The sequence below is a fragment of the Enterobacter genomosp. O genome (genome assembly GCF_001022965.1).
GTDB lineage: Bacteria > Pseudomonadota > Gammaproteobacteria > Enterobacterales > Enterobacteriaceae > Enterobacter > Enterobacter cloacae_L.
Genome location: NZ_LECZ01000021.1, coordinates 100,166 through 116,791 on the forward strand (window position 1 = coordinate 100,166; position 16,626 = coordinate 116,791).

Here is a 16,626-nt window from a genome sequence, read left to right on the forward strand (position 1 = left end):
CTTTACTCCTTCTCGGCGATCTCGGGCAGCTGCCAGAAATCGAAAAAATTAAACCAGTCGAGCGGCGACAGCAGGGCGTAATGCTCCAGCCGCTGCGCGTAGCGATCGACGGTCTGCTGCAGCGCCTGCTGGCGTTCACCGCGCGGCAGGAGCAGCGGGTCGGCAAACGGTTCGCAGTGCAGAGTAAGCTTCCCCTGCTGGCTGAGGGCAAAAATCAGCACCACCGGACAGCGTAAAATGGAGGCCAGGATAAATGGCCCCTGCGGGAACGGCGCGGGCTGGCCCATAAAATCGCTCCAGATCACGCGCCAGCTGCCGCCGCGCTGTGGCGTGACGGCAATACGATCGCCCACAATGGCTACCCACTCTCCGCGATCCAGTTTTTCTTTGATCAGGATAGCGGTCTCCGGGCCGATGTCGGTGACGGGCATCAGGTGAATGCCCGCCTGCGGAGCCATCTCCTCCATGATCTGCTTAAAGCGCTGGGCGTTATCGCTAAAGACCAGCGCGTTGATAGTTTTCCCCCCTTCACGCTGGGCCAGCGCCCGGCAGGCTTCCACGTCGCCAAGATGCGAAGCCAGCAGCAGTTTGCCCTGAGGATCGTCCAGCCCCAGCGCCTCGCTGGCGCCCGGCGCAAACGCCAGATCGCGATGAAGGTGCATCTCCCCGCGCCAGCTGGCCACTTTATTCAGCATGGCCTGGCCAAAACGCTGGAAGTGGAAAAAGCTGTGCAGCCGGGGCGGCTGAGGGATCTGCCGCTGGGCCATAACCTGCTTAACGCGCCTCAGCCATTGCCGCGACGCCTGACGCGCCGAACGGGCGGTCAGCCAGTAAACGGCCGTGACCGGCCACAGCAGGAGGGTGAAGGCCCTGCGCCCAAGCAGCTGCCAGACGCGTAACATCAGGCGCATTCCCCACAGTCCTTTGACCTCCTGCTGTTGCGCCCAGTGCTGCGGGTGACGGCGCATCAGTAGGGAAGGGATGCGCGGCAGCATCCCCAGGAACAGGCGGGTATGCATCAGCGAGATGCGCACGTTATCTTTTAGCGCATCGAAGTGGGATAAACCGTCTGGCGGGTAGGTAACGCGGGTGGGCAGAAAATAGCTCGGATTGCCCTGCCAGTAGAGACGGACCATCACTTCCGTATCAAAGTCCATCCGCTTGCCGAGCGGCGTCCGTGCGGCAAGCTGCATGACTGGCGCAATCGGGTAGACCCGAAAGCCGCACATGCTGTCTTTCAGCTCTAGGGACAGGGTTTCAATCCAGACCCAGACGTGCGTTATCCAGCGTCCGTACAGGCGCGCGCGTGGAATGGAGTCATCGTAAACGGGCTGACCGGAAATCAGTGCATCAGGGTGACGCTGCGCCAGCGCCAGAAAGCGGGGGATATCTTCAATGGCGTGCTGGCCATCGGCGTCCACCTGGATCGCATGGGTGAAGCCGCGCCCTGCGCAGGCTTGCAGTCCCGCCATCACCGCCGCGCCTTTCCCGCTGTTTTCTGCCAGCCGCAGCAGCGTGACCTGTGGATGGCGCGCAGCGAGATCGTCAAGCGTGTGGCGCGTGGGTTCATCGCTGCCGTCGTCCACCACCAGACAGGGTAGATCGAAGGGCGCGAGGCGCGCCAGCACCGAGGCCATCATCGCACCGTGGTTGTAGCACGGGATCAGCACGCAGGGACGGAAGGTTACTGACATAGGCGAATCTTCCCGCTGCTGGCGGTATGGCGCTCGCTGCCCGCATGGCGCTGGTAGCTGAAGCTCAGCATCTGGCGGGTGGGGAGCCAGTCAAGGATCAGCGTCACCGTGTTGTCCGGCAAAAGCGGGGCAGCAAACTTCACATTCTGGATGCTGTGAAAGCGGTAGCCCGGTGCCAGCAGGGTGGTGGCGTAATGCATCACCCAGTCGAGTTGTGCAACGCCCGGAAGCAGCGGCTGGACGGCAAAATGCCCCTTAAACCAGAGCAGGTCAGGATCGAGATAAAGGGTTATCTCCAGATGCTCCGGATGGGTCTGGTGGCGTTCAATTTCATGGGGTTTCATGAAACAACTCCTGTAGCTGAGCATAAACACGCTTGTTCATGCTGTTGACCGGGATTTCATCGACGACCCGCCAGTAGCGGGGCACGGCAACCGGTTCAAGGCAGGGGCGAAGCGCGCGACGCCAGGCGGATTCCTGCGCATTTTTACCCACGTTATCTCTGTGCAAACGCGCCGCGTCGCTGAGCACCAGCAGCACGCCAATACTCTGGCGTCCCCCGCGCGTGACCGCCAGCGCGACGGCGTCGCAGATGCCATCCAGCGCCAGCAGCCGCTGCTCAATCTCATCGAGCGAAACGCGTTTATCTTCAATTTTGACTATCCGATCGCGGCGCCCGACGAGGGTAAACTGCCCGTCCGCCGTGAAATGGAGAATATCATTTAGCACTTCCCCCTCCGGCTCGTGGATCAGCGGCGACGTCACGCGATCGCCGTGGAACGTCACTCCGGGGAACGGCTGCCAGAGCGTCGTCTCTTCCTGACGGTGACGCCAGCCCATCACTCCCGTTTCGGTGCTGCCGTAGATTTCATCCGGCCAGACGTTGAGCCAGCCCTGAAACGCGGTGATATCCCGCCAGGGCAGCACGCCCCCTGCGGAGAAGAGCAGGGCAACAGGGGGTGGCGTCAGCGTCGTATCCAGCCGCCTGAGGAACGCCGGGCTGCTGATGAAAAGATAGCGTTTGCCGTGGGGCAGGGCCGAGAGCTGCTCGGCATAGTTGAGCAGGCGGGCATGCACCGGCAGGCCGAGCGCCATGGGTAAGACGACGCGAAACGTCAGGCCATACAGGTGATGGAGCACCACGGAAGCCACGACGCTACAGCCCGCCAGCCGCTCGCCAAACCGCTCAGCGAGTAAACAGGCTTCACGATCCAGACTGATAATCGGCTTAATGACCCGCTGCGGCGAGCCGGTGGAGCCAGAGGTGAAAAGCTCGATAGCGCGCGTATCGTCAATGGCGGGCAGGGGAGAAAAGGCGTTGTCTGTCCGCGGCGTGGAAACCACCAGCCGCTGTCGCCCCGAAAAGTCGAGCGTGGTGTCGCTCAGAACGCCGCTGAACATGGCCCGCTGTTCATTGAGCTGCGCAGCCCGGCTGTGGCCGGGGAGCACGGGCGTTTTACCCGCATGCAGCGTCGCCAGCAGGGCGACGATAAAAAGATAGCCGTTTTCAAAACAGAGCGCCCAGCGCTCGCCCTCCTCCTGACGCAGCATGTCGACCAGCCGCGTCACATCGTGGCGCAGGTCGCCGAGCGTCCAGACTCGTTCGTCGAGCCAGGCGATCGGCGCGTCATCAGGACGCGGGGCATTTAGCCACTGGCTAAGAGGAAGGGGTTTACGCATCGTTCTCTCTTTTCATCACCCGCTGGCGCACCAGCCACTCGGAGGCCATCAGCGTTCCCATCAGGATGTAGGCAATGACCCCGTTCCACAGCGTCCACAGGCGCATGTCGGCGTACAGCACGGTAAACAGCGCGATTGCCCCGTTGCCGATAAAAAAGCCGCACCAGACTTGAGTGACCTTGCGCGTGTAGCGAACCCCTGCCGGCGACAGATGGGGTTCACGTATCCGCGCCAGCCGTTCTACCATCGGCATGGTTGTCCATAGTGACCCCCCAAACACCAACAGCATTACCAGATTGACGACCACCGGATAAAACAGTACCCACTGGTGAGCGTGCAGAAGCGCGCTCGCCATGCACAGCACCACCCCGGCCAGGGTCACGCTCAGGAACACGTAGCGCAGGGGACCGCGATGCCGGCGCGCCTGATATAAACGCAGCAATAACAGCAGCACCATGACGGGCAATATCCACTGCAAACGGTGGCTTGCAAGGCCATAGCCAATCAAAAACGGCCATGCCAGCAGCATCAGGCCCGTCAGTATCGGGATGAGCGGTAGGGAAGGCACGTCAGGCTTCGCGCTGGAGTTGTTCCACAACGTCCACGATGTCCTGAACGGTACGCACCGCTTTGAAGGTTTCAGGTTTAATTTTATGACCCGTTTTCTTCTGCAGGTTAACCACCATGTCCACGGCATCAATGCTGTCGAGATCCAGATCTTCGTAAAGACGGGCTTGTGGCGTGATGTCCTCAGGGTTGAGTTCAAACAGCTTAATAAGAAGCGCAGAGACTTCCTGATAAATCGTTTCTTGTTCTGTCATAGCGGGTCATTCTCAGGCGCGTTGTTGATGGATAAAAGCAGCGAGCGTGGCAACGGAATAGAAGTGCTGACGCATCTCGTCACTTTCGGCAGAAAGCACTACGCCGTACTGATTTTTCACGGCCAGCCCCAGCTCCAGGGCATCAATAGAGTCCAGACCCAGCCCGTCGCCAAACAGCGGAGCGTCGGTATCGATATCCTCTGGGGTAAGTTCTTCCAGATTCAGCGTAGAGATAATGAGATTCTTAACTTCAAGGTAGAGCGCTTGCATCTTTCATTCCTGACAAAGATTGAAGACCGGATGTTAATTGCTGCTGCATATGCCGGTTTAACTGCCTTGCCGCCAGCGCAGGTTCATGCTGGCTTGCATCGTAAAAATCATGAATGTTGATGCGTTCACGAACATCCACGGTAAAAACAGGTTTTTTGGGCGGCACATTGTACCAGCGACTCTGTTTATCCAGCATGCGTTCGCTGCAGTGGATCACCACCACGCGCAGGGATCGGTTGCAACGAACGGCGATATTCGCCGCTCCCCGCTGCAGGGTAATGGCTTCGCCCACGCGGGTGCGGGTGCCTTCCGGAAAGATAAGCAGAGTCTCCCCTTGCGCCAGGCGCTGCTGGCTGGCACGAAGCAGCGTTTCTGCTTCGCTGTTGATCAGGTAGTCGGCTGCGCGAATCACGCCGCTGACAAAGGGGTTACGCAGCAGCGCGCTTTTCACCAGACAGTCGGTTTCGTTCATGACCGACGCGAGGATCACATAGTCCAGCAGCGAAGGGTGGTTCGCGATCACCAGGCAGCCGCGCTCGGCGCGCAGAACGTCCAGGTTGGTAAAGCGGTAATCCAGTACGCCAGTCCCGCGAACGACCGCCAGGAACAGCCGAAAGCTGGCGGAAATGCTGCGTCGCGCCAGCCGGCGGCGCTTCGCGCGATCGCGCTGGAAAACCAGCAGCAGGTTAAACCAGACCAGCGACAGCAGCAGCCCGCCGAGGCCAAACAGCGCGAAGCAGAATCCGGTCATCAGCATGCGCCATAACCGATCGAGACGGGACAGGAACCGGCTCATTAGCGCGTCCACTGCCACTGCATACGTTCGCCCGCAAGGGCAAATCGCTGCGCGTCGCTCAGATAATGTCGCAGGAACTGAAGGCTTTGCGGCAGCGCCGGCTCTTCACCTGCGCTTGCGGGCCGGGTTTCACAGCAGAGCGTGTCTCCGGCTTCAATCACCAGCGCAAGGGCGTAAGGCCAGACGGGCATCTGCGGCGGGAGTGCGGTTTGATAAAACTCGGGCAGTACGCCGTCAAAATCTACCAGCAAAATGCGGGCGTAGCCCGCGTGGAGCAAACTCAACACTTCGCACAAACTTTGCTGGAAAGTGTCCATACCGGCGGAGACCGAGGATGAGACAATCGGCTGACCCGCGGTAATCGTGAGGTTGCCGACCGCGGCATTGTGGACGGACATCGCAAAATCGGTGGGGGAGACGGGCTGCTCCGTCGCCAGCGCGTGCAGAATACGATAGTTGCGTTCAAGTTCGCCATGGCGACTGCTGTAGACCACGGCATCAATACGATGTTTGCGAAGCATCGCAAGGCCGATATCGACCGCCAGCTTGCTGCCAGAATTGAGGCGGCGGGCGGTCATCATCGGCAGTTCGGTCGGTTTCGCAAGCGGCGCGGCGGGATCGATGGCTTCGGACTGGCGCGACCATGCCTGCCATGCGTCGGCATCGCTGAGTCCTGGCGCTCTTGCCTGCCAGTCGATAATAGAGAGTGTGAATTTCATCTAAGCGCGTCCGCGATAAACCTGTTTCTGTAATGTTTTCTTCGCAAGCGCGATGTTTCAGCGTACATCGTACAGTGTTGTCGCAGGCTTGCGAATAACGTTTCTCCTAAAAATTTCCCGTAGAGTAATGTTCCGTTCTACCCCAGACGCTTAACCCGGAAGCCGGCTTTTAGGTCTGCCAGGCCCCAGCAGAATGGCCAGCTTGCTGCCGCCTTTGGTGGTCTCCATCCAGATCTTACACACGCTTGTCAGAGGGACCGAGAGCAGCATGCCGACCGGGCCCAGCAGCCATCCCCAAACCAGTAAGGATAAAAATACCACCAGCGTCGACATGCCGAGCCGGTGCCCCATCATGCGCGGCTCAAGAATATTGCCCAGCACCATGTGCACCACGAGGAACAGCGCGCCGACTAGCATGCATTCGTAGAAACCGTTAAACAGAAACGCCTGAATCATCGGCGGTACGGCAGAGAGCACCGCGCCAATATTCGGCACGTAGTTCAGCAGAAAGGCCAGTACGCCCCACATCAGCGCGAACTGCACGTCCATCAGCATCAGCCCCAGCCAGACAATGACCCCGGTCCATACGCTCAGGAGCGTTTTCAGCGCCAGATATTTGGAGACGCCCTTTAGCGCCCGGTGCAAGCCGGCAATGTGAATCTGAGGATTATTCAGCGCAAAGCGCAGCTTGTAGGGAACGTGGCGCACTTCGAACAGCATAAACACCACCGTCATGACCAGCAGCAGAATGCTGGCCATCGCGCCGGAAAGCCCTGTCATCAAGGTAGTGGCGTAGGTCATGACTTTCTCTGAATCCATCCGGCGCAGCATCCGTTCGGGTGAGATATGCAGATTAAGGAAAGGTACCATCTCCTGCAGCGCCACGATCTTCCGCGTCAGCTCTTTGTTGTACTGCGGCAGCATCGTTGAGAACTCGCTCAGCGAGGCCGCCAGTACGCCGAAAAGCGCCGTCAGGGCAATCAGCATGACGATAACTACGATGGTGATCGCCACCGGTCGGCTGACGCCCCGGCGTAAAAACCAGGTAACCAGCGGATTAAGCACAATGGCAAAAAAGAGCGCCAGCAGGAGCTGAACAATAATGTCGGCGGCAGAATGGATACCCGCAAGGATAACCACCAGACAGGCGAGTTTTAATAAGATGTGGAGTCCTGCTTTGTCGGACGGATTAGGAGTCATGCGCGTTCCTTAGTGTGATGACCCGGTAAGTGTAGTGCCCGGGCTTCGCTTCGTCTGGATCCGTTAATCTGAAAGTCGGTGCTGATTTTCTTATTGTGGCGTGGTAATAGTGAAACACTGTTGCAAAAAATCAGGTAGAACCCCATGCCCGAACCTGCCGCTGAACCGGCACTGAGCGGACTGCGCCTCAATCTGCGCATCGTTTCCGTCGTTATTTTCAACTTTGCCAGCTATCTGACCATTGGCCTGCCGCTGGCGGTCCTGCCGGGCTATGTCCATGACGTCATGGGCTTTAGCGCCTTCTGGGCGGGGCTGGTGATTAGCCTGCAGTATTTCGCTACGCTCCTGAGCCGCCCGCATGCCGGGCGCTACGCGGACGCGTTCGGTCCAAAAAGCATCGTGGTGGTCGGGTTGTGCGGCTGTTTCCTGAGCGGCCTGAGCTACCTGCTGGCTGCCACAACCAGCCACTGGCCGCTGGTCAGCCTGGTGCTGCTCTGCCTAGGGCGCGTTATCCTGGGCATTGGGCAAAGCCTGGCGGGAACCGGCTCGACGCTGTGGGGAGTGGGGGTGGTCGGCGCGCCGCACATTGGCCGGGTGATCTCCTGGAACGGTATTGTTACCTACGGCGCGATGGCGCTCGGTGCACCGCTCGGCGTGGCCTGCTATGCGTTTGGCGGCCTGTACGGGCTGGCCATCACCATTATGGCGGTCGCACTTCTGGCAATCCTCTTTGCGCTGCCGCGCCCGAAGGTGAAGGCCAGCAAGGGCAAGCCGCTGCCGTTTCGGGCGGTGCTGGGGCGCGTCTGGCCGTACGGCATGGCGCTGGCGCTGGCGACCACCGGCTTCGGTGTCATTGCGACCTTCATTACCCTGTTCTATGACGCCAAAGGCTGGGACGGCGCAGCCTTTGCGCTAACCCTGTTCAGCTGCGCGTTTGTGGGCGCGCGTTTACTTTTCCCTAACGGTATCAACCGCCTGGGCGGGCTGAATGTGGCGATGATCTGTTTTGCGGTCGAAATCGTCGGGCTGCTGTTGACCGGCATCGCCATGGTGCCGTGGGTCGCGAAAGTGGGCGTATTCCTCGCGGGGGCGGGTTTTTCACTGGTCTTCCCGGCGCTGGGCGTGGTGGCGGTCAAAGCCGTGCCGCAGCAGAACCAGGGGGCGGCGCTGGCGACCTATACGGTCTTTATGGATATGTCTTTAGGGATTACCGGCCCGCTGGCGGGGCTGGTGATGAGCTGGGCAGGGGTTCCGGTTATCTATCTTGCTGCGGCGGGCCTGGTGGTTATCGCCCTGATGCTGACGTGGCGGCTAAAAAAATGGCCCCCGGTGCAGGCACCGGAGGCCACGTCATCATCGTGAAGACTTACTGGATCACGATGGTGTTAATGATATTTTCAGCAGCCGTCTGCGCTTTCTGCTGGTTTTCCGCAGGCAGGGTGATCTGCAGGGTCAGCAGTTTGTTATCAACCTTGCCCAGCACCACGGAAGAGTAGGCGGTCTGGCCTTTAGCGGAGATGATGCTGTCCAGCTGCTGCAGCGTGTGGCCTTTCAGTTCGATGGACTTATTGGTAACCACCTGCAGCTGCGGATCGCGGCCGCGCTGCTGGTCTTCCAGACGTTTGGACAGTACGGCCAGGTCTTCGCTGGTGTCGTCGCCCACAATCACAATGACCGCTTTCTGCCCGGTTGCGTCGGAGTAAACGTGCATATTGTTCGCCTGGGTGCCCAGCTTGCCGCTCTGGTCAGTCATATCGGCTGGCAGAGAGAAGCTGAGTTTGCCATCCATCAGATTCACCGGCTGGCCGGTCGCATTGCTCTCTGCGGATGCGCCCTGAGCAGGCGTTTTCGTGTCGCTGTTATCACAGGCTGCAAGACCCACAACCAGCAGGCCAATCCCGACATATTTAACCAGATTGCGCATTGACTTCTTCCTTTCGATAAACGGCCATAACGGCTCATTCGATCATCTTATCACAACTGATAAAGCGAACCCTTAACCAGCCTGCAATGCCGTGATTTCAGATTTATCTGCCAGCCTTTTCAGCAGCATATTCAGCAGTACGCCGTACATAGGCAGGAAGAAGACAATGCTGATGAGCACCTTGAAGCAGTAGTCCACCAGCGCGATTTCCATCCAGTGCTCGGCCATAAACGCATCCGGGCTGCGCCAGAAGGCGATGAAGAAGAAGGCCAGCGTATCGCTCACGTTACCGAACAGCGTCGAGGCAGTGGGCGCCATCCACCAGCGATGATTCTGACGCAGGCGGTTAAACACGTGCACGTCGAGGATCTGCCCCAGCGCGTAGGCCATAAAGCTCGCCGCGGCGATACGGGCAACAAACAGGTTGAAGTGGGTTAATGCCTCAAAGCCCTGCCAGCTTCCCATATAAAACAGGGAGGACACCACGTACGAGATGAATAGCGCCGGAAGCATGACGGCAAAAATAATGCGGCGGGCCAGCGGTGCGCCAAAAATACGTACGGTTAAATCCGTGGCGAGGAAAATAAACGGAAAACTGAACGCGCCCCAGGTGGTGTGAAAACCAAAAATGGAGATGGGGAGCTGCACCAGATAGTTACTGGAGGTAATCACCAGCAGGTGAAAAAGGGAAAGCCAGAACAACGCTTTTACGCGCTGCGATTCAGAAAACTGCGTCATATTGTGACCTTTTTATACGTTGGGGTGAGGGAACCCAATAAAAACCGCAGCATGATACTGCTTTGGCAGGACATTGCAATGGTTAGTTTTTACGCAATCGTTAACCTGGTTTGCATTGACTGCAACGGGGCGTAAACTACAGCCGTTTTTACCTGACCGAGAAGATCATGACCGACCTGTTTTCCAGCCCAGACCACACCCTTGATGCCCAGGGCCTTCGCTGCCCGGAGCCGGTAATGATGGTACGTAAAACCGTGCGCAACATGCAGACCGGTGAAACGCTGCTGATCGTCGCCGACGACCCGGCCACCACGCGCGATATCCCCGGTTTTTGTACCTTTATGGAGCATGAGCTGGTGGCCCAGCAAACCGACGCGCTGCCGTACCGGTATTTGATTCGTAAGGGTTAGTCCTCTGCGGCCTGATGCCCTCACCCCGGCCCTCTCCCACGGGGAGAGGGAGCAAACACTAAAAACGGCAATCTTTGATTGCCGTTTTGCGTTTACCTAGCCTTTCATCCACGCCCTGATCCCGTCCAGGAACATCTGCGTCGCCATCATCACCAGAATCAGCCCCATCAGACGCTCCAGCGCGTTCACCCCTTTTTCGCCCAGCAGGCGCAGGAACAGCGACGACTGCAGCAGGATAATAAATGTCCCGCCCCAGGCAATCAGCAGGGCAATCACCAGATGGCTCATCTGATTCGGATACTGATGCGACAGCAGCATCAGCGTGGCCAGAATAGTTGGCCCGGCAACGAGGGGAATCGCCAGCGGCACAATAAACGGCTCTTCACCCGCAGGCAGGCCGCTGCTGCTGCCTTCCGCGCTCGGGAAAATCATCTTAATGGCAATTAGGAACAGAATAATCCCGCCGGAAATCGACACGGTTTCGGCGCGCAGGTTCAGGAACGCGAGGATTTTTTCTCCCGCAAACAGGAAGATAAACATCACCAGCAGGGCGATAAGCAGCTCGCGGATCATGATCGCCCGGCGTCGCTTCGGCTCGGTGTGCTTCAGCACCGACATGAAGATCGGCAGGTTGCCCAGCGGATCCATTATCAGGATCAATAAAACCGCGGCGGAAATGATTTCACTCATGTAAATTATCCCTGAAACTCTCTATGGTTATTATGATGATTAGCTCTTTTTCTGATTGCCCGGCAATCATCGATTAATTTCGCTTGCGACTTTGGCAGCATTTTGTAATGTGAAGCATATCCCAGTTCAATACTGGCTTGCACAAACAGCACACACCCTCAGCAGGAAAAAAATGCTATGAAAAACGTTGGTTTTATCGGCTGGCGCGGTATGGTCGGCTCTGTACTCATGCAACGCATGGTTGAAGAGCGCGATTTCGACGCTATCCGCCCGGTCTTCTTCTCCACTTCCCAGCTCGGCCAGGCTGCTCCGTCCTTTGGTGGTACCACAGGCACGTTGCAGGATGCTTACGATCTGGAAGCGCTGAAGGCACTCGACATTATTGTCACGTGCCAGGGCGGCGATTATACCAACGAAATCTATCCAAAGCTGCGTGAAAGCGGCTGGCAGGGCTACTGGATTGACGCGGCTTCTTCGCTGCGTATGAAAGACGATGCCATCATTATTCTCGACCCGGTTAACCAGGGCGTGATCACCGATGGCCTGAACAACGGCGTGAAAACCTTTGTTGGCGGCAACTGTACCGTTAGCCTGATGCTGATGTCCCTCGGCGGCCTGTTCGCGCAGGACCTGGTGGAGTGGGTCTCCGTGGCGACCTACCAGGCGGCGTCCGGCGGCGGCGCGCGTCATATGCGCGAGCTGCTGACCCAGATGGGCCAGCTGCACCAGAGCGTTGCGACCGAGCTGGCAAACCCGGCGTCCGCGATTCTGGATATTGAACGTAAAGTCACTCAACTGACCCGCAGCGGCGAGCTGCCGGTGGATAACTTTGGCGTACCGCTGGCCGGTGGCCTGATCCCGTGGATCGACAAACAGCTGGATAACGGCCAGACCCGCGAAGAGTGGAAGGGCCAGGCCGAGACCAACAAAATTCTCGCGACCGCGAACACCATTCCGGTTGACGGTCTGTGCGTGCGCATCGGCGCGCTGCGCTGCCACAGCCAGGCCTTCACCATTAAACTGAAAAAAGATGTGTCTATTCCGACCGTGGAAGAGCTGCTGGCTGCGCACAACCCGTGGGCGAAAGTGGTGCCAAACGATCGCGATATCACCATGCGTGAACTGACGCCTGCGGCGGTTACCGGCACGCTGACCACGCCGGTTGGCCGTCTGCGTAAGCTGAACATGGGGCCGGAGTATCTCTCCGCGTTCACCGTGGGTGACCAGCTCTTATGGGGCGCGGCAGAACCGCTGCGCCGCATGCTGCGCCAGCTAGCGTAATAATTTGTTAACGACAAGGGGGTGATTTTCACCCCCTTTTTTTGCGTACTACATGGAGTAAAACGCATATGTCTTATTTTTATCAGGAGTCGTGTAGAGCGTTGGCTATGCTTTAAGGAAGAGTCATTTCTTACCTGAGGTTAGGACGGGCTGACAGGATGCCCGTTCAGGTCACATTAAAGTCGTCCCAGGCGCTATAAAAGGACGACATAAAAAAACAGGATGAATACCATGTCCGATCGTGTGGATAGAGACGTGATTAATGCGCTTATTGCGGGTCATTTTGCCGACCCCTTTTCCGTGCTTGGGATGCATCATACTGAGGCTGGTCTGGAAGTTCGGGCATTGTTACCGGATGCCACCGAAGTGTGGGTCATTGAACCCAAAACCGGCCGCAAGGTGGGTAATCTGGAATGCCTCGATTCACGTGGCTTCTTCTCCGGGGTAATGCCCCGTCGTAAAAACCCCTTTCGTTACCAGCTCGCCGTCATCTGGCACGGCCAGCAGAACCTGATTGACGACCCCTATAGTTTTGGCCCGCTCTTAAAAGAGATGGACGCCTGGCTGCTGTCTGAAGGGACCCACCTGCGACCTTATGAAACGCTGGGTGCCCATGCGGACACGATGGACGGTATCACCGGCACGCGGTTTGCCGTGTGGGCGCCAAATGCCCAGCGCGTCTCCGTTGTCGGACAGTTCAACTACTGGGACGGGCGCCGTCACCCGATGCGCCTGCGCCGCGAAACCGGCATCTGGGAGCTGTTTATCCCCGGGGCGCACAACGGGCAGCTCTATAAGTTCGAGATGATCGACGCCAACGGCAAGCTGCGCATTAAATCCGACCCTTATGCCTTTGAAGCGCAGATGCGCCCGGAGACCGCATCGCTAATCTGCGGCCTGCCGGAGAAAGTCGTCCAGACGGAGGAACGCAAGCAGGCCAACCGCTTTGATGCGCCGATCTCCGTTTATGAGGTCCATCTCGGCTCATGGCGTCGCCACACCGATAACAACTTCTGGCTGAGCTACCGGGAGCTGGCCGACCAGCTTGTTCCGTACGCCAAATGGATGGGCTTTACCCACCTGGAGCTGCTGCCGGTCAATGAACACCCGTTCGACGGCAGCTGGGGCTATCAGCCCACCGGGCTGTATGCGCCAACGCGCCGCTTCGGCACGCGCGATGACTTCCGCTACTTCATTGATGCCGCGCACGCCGCCGGGCTGAACGTGATCCTCGACTGGGTGCCGGGTCACTTCCCGTCGGATGATTTTGCGCTGGCAGAGTTTGACGGCACGAAGCTGTACGAGCACAGCGACCCGCGCGAAGGCTATCACCAGGACTGGAATACGCTGATCTACAACTACGGTCGCCGTGAAGTGTCGAACTACCTGGTCGGGAACGCGCTGTACTGGATCGAGCGCTTCGGCATTGATGCCCTGCGCGTCGATGCGGTGGCGTCGATGATCTACCGCGACTACAGCCGCAAAGAGGGCGAGTGGATCCCGAACGAGTTTGGCGGCCGTGAAAACCTGGAAGCGATTGAGTTTCTGCGCAGCACCAACCGCATTATCGGTGAGCAGGTCGACGGTGCCGTCACCATGGCGGAAGAGTCCACTGATTTCCCGGGCGTCTCCCGTCCGCCGTCAATGGGGGGACTGGGCTTCTGGTACAAGTGGAACCTCGGCTGGATGCACGACACGCTTGACTACATGAAGCTCGATCCGGTTTATCGCCAGTACCATCACGACAAACTTACGTTCGGGCTGCTCTATAACTACACCGAAAACTTCATGCTGCCGCTATCGCACGACGAAGTGGTGCACGGCAAGAAATCCATACTCGACCGCATGCCGGGCGACGCGTGGCAGAAGTTTGCCAACCTGCGCGCCTACTACGGCTGGATGTTTGCTTTCCCGGGCAAAAAACTGCTGTTTATGGGCAATGAGTTCGCCCAGGGACGCGAGTGGAACCACGACACCAGCCTCGACTGGCATCTGCTGGAAGGCGGCGACAACTGGCACCACGGGGTGCAGCGTCTGGTCCGGGACCTGAACCTGACCTATCGCCATCACAAAGCGCTGCACGAGCTGGACTTCGACCCGTACGGCTTTGAGTGGCTGGTGGTGGATGACCACGAGCGCTCGGTGTTTGTCTTTGTGCGTCGTGACAAAGCGGGTAACGAGATTATCGTCGCCAGCAACTTCACGCCGGTGCCGCGCCAGCACTATCGCTTTGGCATTAACCAGCCGGGTAAATGGCGCGAAATCCTCAATACCGACTCCATGCATTACCACGGCAGCAACGCCGGTAACGGCGGGCTGGTACAGAGCGATGCCGTCGAAAGCCACGGGCGGCCCAACTCCCTGAGCCTGACGCTGCCGCCGCTTAGCACTATCTGGCTGGTGCGGGAGGGAGAATGACGCAGCTCACGGCAGGTAAACCCGAACCGCTCGGGGCGAGCTTTGACGGAAAGGGGGTGAACTTCACCCTCTTTTCCGCTCACGCGGAGCGGGTGGAACTGTGCGTGTTTGACGGGGAAGGTAACGAGCACCGTTACGACTTACCGGCGCGCACGGGGGATACCTGGCACGGCTACCTGGCCGGAGGACGGCCGGGAATGCACTACGGTTTTCGCGTTCACGGTCCCTGGGACCCCGCGCAGGGCCACTGGTTTAACCCGGCGAAGCTGCTGATTGACCCGTGCGCGCACCGCGTGGACGGCGAGTTTAAAGACGACCTGCTGTTCCACGTGGGCTACGGCGAGCCTGACCACCGCGACAGCGCGCCCGTCGTGCCAAAAAGCGTGGTGGTGAACGATCTCTACGACTGGGAAGACGATGCCCCGCCGCGCACGCCGTGGGGAAATACCGTCATTTATGAAGCTCACGTCAAAGGGCTGACGTACCTGCACCCGTCGATCCCCAAAGAGATGCGCGGCACCTACAAGGCGCTCGGGCATCCGACGATGGTCGCCTACCTGAAACACCTCGGCATCACCGCCCTGGAGCTGCTGCCCGTGGCGCATTTCGCCAGCGAGCCTCGTCTGCAGCGGCTGGGGCTGAGCAACTACTGGGGCTACAACCCGCTGGCCATGTTCGCGCTCGAACCCCGTTATGCCGTCCATCCGGAGAAGGCGCGGGACGAGTTTCGCGATGCGGTGAAGGCGCTCCACGCGGCGGGTATTGAGGTCATTCTGGACGTGGTGCTGAACCACAGCGCCGAAAGCGATCTCGACGGTCCGACGCTCTCCATGCGCGGAATTGATAACCGTAGCTATTATTGGATCAGGCAGGATGGCGATTACGAGAACTGGACCGGCTGTGGTAACACGCTCAATCTCAGCCATCCGGCGGTCACGCATTTTGCTTATGAATGCCTGAAATATTGGGTGGAAACGTTCCACGTCGACGGTTTTCGTTTCGACCTGGCGCCCGTGATGGGGCGCACGCCGGCGTTTAGCCAGCAGGCGCCGCTGTTTGAGGCGATAAAAAACTGTCCTGTGCTCTCGCAGGTGAAGCTCATCGCGGAGCCGTGGGACATCGGCGACGGCGGTTATCAGGTCGGGAATTTCCCGCCGCTGTTTGCCGAGTGGAACGATCACTATCGCGATGCCGTGCGCCGCTTCTGGCTGGAGCGGAATCTGTCGCTGGGGGAATTTGCCGGACGCTTTGCCGCATCCAGCGATCTCTTTAAGCGTGACGGTAAACGCCCGTCGGCCACCGTCAATCTGTTAACGGCGCACGACGGTTTTACGCTTCGTGACTGCGTTTGTTTCAATCAGAAACACAATGAGGCAAACGGCGAGGAGAATCGCGATGGCACTAACAATAACCATAGCTTTAATCATGGTATAGAAGGGTTAGGCGGAAGTCTGGACGTTATCGAGCGGCGGCGCGCCAGCGTCCATGCGCTGCTGACAACGCTTTTACTGTCGCAGGGCACGCCGATGCTGCTGGCGGGCGACGAGCACGGCCACAGCCAGCACGGTAACAACAATGCGTATTGCCAGGACAACACCTTAACCTGGCTCGACTGGGGAGAAGCGAACAGCGGGTTGATCCACTTCACCGCGGCGCTGATCCATCTTCGCCAGCACATCCCCGCGCTGACCGCCGACCGCTGGTGGGAAGAGGGTGACGGGAACGTTCGCTGGCTGAATCAAGACGCGCAACCGCTAAGCGCGCAAGAGTGGCAACACGGCGTACCGCGCCTGCAAATCCTGCTGTCGGATAAATGGCTGGTCACGCTGAACGCGACGGATGACGTCGCAGAGATTGTTTTACCTGACGGGGAATGGCGCGCCGTTCCCCCCTTTGCCGGAGCGGATAATCCGGTAGTAATGGCTGTCTGGCACGGGCCTGCGCACGGAGTGTGCGTATTCCAAAGATGATAAAAAAGGAGTTAG

At 58.7% G+C, this 16,626-nt stretch carries 17 protein-coding genes; 5 read left to right on the forward strand and 12 right to left on the reverse strand.

The window, feature by feature from the left end; genetic code table 11:
- Positions 1-2 precede the first annotated feature (2 nt).
- From ABR39_RS02970 to ABR39_RS03010, 9 genes are all read right to left on the reverse strand, one after another.
- Positions 3-1,694, reverse strand: coding sequence for a glycosyltransferase family 2 protein (locus ABR39_RS02970; protein WP_047345713.1), 1,692 nt, complete (start codon positions 1,692-1,694; stop codon positions 3-5).
- Entirely contained in the window at positions 1,685-2,038 is a 354-nt protein-coding gene (locus tag ABR39_RS02975; RefSeq protein ID WP_047345714.1) for a hydroxymyristoyl-ACP dehydratase, read from the reverse strand. The genes ABR39_RS02970 and ABR39_RS02975 overlap by 10 nt, the downstream gene beginning before the upstream one ends.
- Positions 2,025-3,374: an AMP-binding protein gene (locus ABR39_RS02980; RefSeq protein ID WP_047345715.1), complete on the reverse strand. Its 1,350-nt coding sequence runs from the start codon at positions 3,372-3,374 to the stop codon at positions 2,025-2,027. Before ABR39_RS02980 ends, ABR39_RS02975 begins: the two co-directional genes overlap by 14 nt.
- Positions 3,367-3,972 (reverse strand): hypothetical protein, encoded by a 606-nt coding sequence (locus ABR39_RS02985; RefSeq protein ID WP_082132618.1) that lies wholly within the window; start codon positions 3,970-3,972, stop codon positions 3,367-3,369. The genes ABR39_RS02980 and ABR39_RS02985 overlap by 8 nt, the downstream gene beginning before the upstream one ends.
- Positions 3,944-4,195: an acyl carrier protein gene (locus ABR39_RS02990; RefSeq protein WP_047345716.1), complete on the reverse strand. Its 252-nt coding sequence runs from the start codon at positions 4,193-4,195 to the stop codon at positions 3,944-3,946. Before ABR39_RS02990 ends, ABR39_RS02985 begins: the two co-directional genes overlap by 29 nt.
- Positions 4,196-4,207: 12 nt before the next feature.
- Positions 4,208-4,465 carry a phosphopantetheine-binding protein gene (locus tag ABR39_RS02995; protein ID WP_047345717.1) on the reverse strand — a complete coding sequence of 86 codons (258 nt, stop codon included), beginning with the start codon at positions 4,463-4,465 and terminating at the stop codon, positions 4,208-4,210.
- Positions 4,446-5,261, reverse strand: coding sequence for a lysophospholipid acyltransferase family protein (locus tag ABR39_RS03000; RefSeq protein ID WP_047345718.1), 816 nt, complete (start codon positions 5,259-5,261; stop codon positions 4,446-4,448). The genes ABR39_RS02995 and ABR39_RS03000 overlap by 20 nt, the downstream gene beginning before the upstream one ends.
- Positions 5,261-5,980, reverse strand: coding sequence for a beta-ketoacyl synthase chain length factor (locus tag ABR39_RS03005; protein WP_047345719.1), 720 nt, complete (start codon positions 5,978-5,980; stop codon positions 5,261-5,263). The genes ABR39_RS03000 and ABR39_RS03005 overlap by 1 nt, the downstream gene beginning before the upstream one ends.
- A gap of 150 nt (positions 5,981-6,130) precedes the next feature.
- Positions 6,131-7,180 (reverse strand): AI-2E family transporter, encoded by a 1,050-nt coding sequence (locus ABR39_RS03010; RefSeq protein WP_047345720.1) that lies wholly within the window; start codon positions 7,178-7,180, stop codon positions 6,131-6,133.
- 144 nt (positions 7,181-7,324) lie between these two features.
- Here ABR39_RS03010 and ABR39_RS03015 point away from each other — a divergent pair, with 144 nt between their 5' ends.
- Positions 7,325-8,542, forward strand: a complete 1,218-nt coding sequence (locus tag ABR39_RS03015) for an MFS transporter (RefSeq protein ID WP_047345721.1) — start codon at positions 7,325-7,327, stop codon at positions 8,540-8,542.
- Between the two features lie 4 nt (positions 8,543-8,546).
- Here ABR39_RS03015 and ABR39_RS03020 read toward each other — a convergent pair whose 3' ends face one another.
- A complete protein-coding gene (locus ABR39_RS03020) occupies positions 8,547-9,104 on the reverse strand; it encodes a DcrB family lipoprotein (protein WP_047345722.1) in 558 nt (185 codons plus the stop codon).
- Between the two features lie 72 nt (positions 9,105-9,176).
- The gene (locus tag ABR39_RS03025) at positions 9,177-9,842 is read right to left on the reverse strand and encodes a 7-cyano-7-deazaguanine/7-aminomethyl-7-deazaguanine transporter (protein ID WP_047345723.1); all 666 of its coding nucleotides are present in this window, start codon (positions 9,840-9,842) and stop codon (positions 9,177-9,179) included.
- Positions 9,843-10,009: 167 nt separating this feature from the next.
- Between ABR39_RS03025 and tusA the strand changes: the two genes are divergently transcribed.
- Positions 10,010-10,252 carry a sulfurtransferase TusA gene (tusA, locus tag ABR39_RS03030; RefSeq protein WP_025759645.1) on the forward strand — a complete coding sequence of 81 codons (243 nt, stop codon included), beginning with the start codon at positions 10,010-10,012 and terminating at the stop codon, positions 10,250-10,252.
- Positions 10,253-10,348: 96 nt separating this feature from the next.
- Here the strand turns inward: tusA and yhgN are convergent, their stop codons facing one another.
- Positions 10,349-10,942 carry an NAAT family transporter YhgN gene (gene yhgN, locus ABR39_RS03035; protein ID WP_003861574.1) on the reverse strand — a complete coding sequence of 198 codons (594 nt, stop codon included), beginning with the start codon at positions 10,940-10,942 and terminating at the stop codon, positions 10,349-10,351.
- A gap of 177 nt (positions 10,943-11,119) precedes the next feature.
- Here yhgN and asd point away from each other — a divergent pair, with 177 nt between their 5' ends.
- The 3 genes from asd to glgX all read left to right on the forward strand — a co-directional run bounded on the left by asd (position 11,120) and on the right by glgX (position 16,611).
- Positions 11,120-12,223: an aspartate-semialdehyde dehydrogenase gene (asd, locus tag ABR39_RS03040; protein WP_033146834.1), complete on the forward strand. Its 1,104-nt coding sequence runs from the start codon at positions 11,120-11,122 to the stop codon at positions 12,221-12,223.
- 231 nt (positions 12,224-12,454) lie between these two features.
- A complete protein-coding gene (gene glgB / locus ABR39_RS03045) occupies positions 12,455-14,641 on the forward strand; it encodes a 1,4-alpha-glucan branching enzyme (RefSeq protein ID WP_047345724.1) in 2,187 nt (728 codons plus the stop codon).
- Positions 14,638-16,611, forward strand: a complete 1,974-nt coding sequence (gene glgX, locus ABR39_RS03050) for a glycogen debranching protein GlgX (RefSeq protein ID WP_047345725.1) — start codon at positions 14,638-14,640, stop codon at positions 16,609-16,611. The genes glgB and glgX overlap by 4 nt, the downstream gene beginning before the upstream one ends.
- The last annotated feature ends 15 nt before the right edge of the window (positions 16,612-16,626 follow it).